Below are 828 nucleotides of genomic sequence, written 5' to 3' on the forward strand. Positions count from 1 at the left end.
TTGCCTTATTACCTATTTTTTCCACCGTTTCTAAACATTGGAGAACCACCACTACTAATTTAGGAAGTTGAAGTTTCAAAAAACATGCCAATTCGTCTAGATAAGTTATCTAGCTATTCCTTGTTAACAATATCCGCAATGGATGGATTACCTGAAATATACTATCATGGAATCGAACCAACCATGCCTATATCTGGCTTTATCTATGTTTACAATTCGACTCTGCTTAAGAACCACATTGGAACTTATTTGTATCCAACAAATGATATCACTATACTAAACCCTAATAATAGCACCGTTACGCTGCTGTATATTGGTACGATGCCCAATACTATTATGATAGTATCGAGAATCCCAGAATTTCATGCAAATAGCTGCAAAGAGCCTAATAACATACTATTTTTAAATTCAACTTTTACATACAGAGAAATTACTGCACTCGATAGTGGATCTTGCATGTTCACCATTTTTGTTCCGTATAGTAATGAGAAAGGCTTTGCAAATCTATTGAAACTAGACGGTTTGGAATATGATGGTACTTTAAATGCATCTCTAATTGGAGGATACAATACTACATTCTTTGAATTCAATCAGGACTCAAGCAACTTTTTATCGAGTCAATTTTTTGGTTTTTTTTGTACTATGATTTCTTTCAAGATTCCAGCAAACACCACTTTAATTGGTTCTTATTCAATGGAATTATATGTGTTGGATGCCTTCCAACATAGTGACCAGGGAGACTTTTATTTTCTTATAGCGTCTACAACAGACTTTTCATTTTCATCACAGATTGAATCTAATACTACGCGTAAAGCAATCTATTCCGTA

Annotated in this window: 1 protein-coding gene; it reads left to right on the top strand. The window is 33.9% G+C overall.

Going from position 1 to position 828, the window contains the following annotated elements; translation table 11 throughout:
• Positions 1–138: 138 nt before the first annotated feature.
• The coding region (locus ACQR30_RS15435) for a hypothetical protein (protein ID WP_429736654.1) at positions 139–828 on the top strand (690 nt) is incomplete at its 3' end.

Source organism: Arachidicoccus sp., assembly GCF_050436765.1.
Taxonomy (GTDB): Bacteria; Bacteroidota; Bacteroidia; order Chitinophagales; family Chitinophagaceae; genus Arachidicoccus.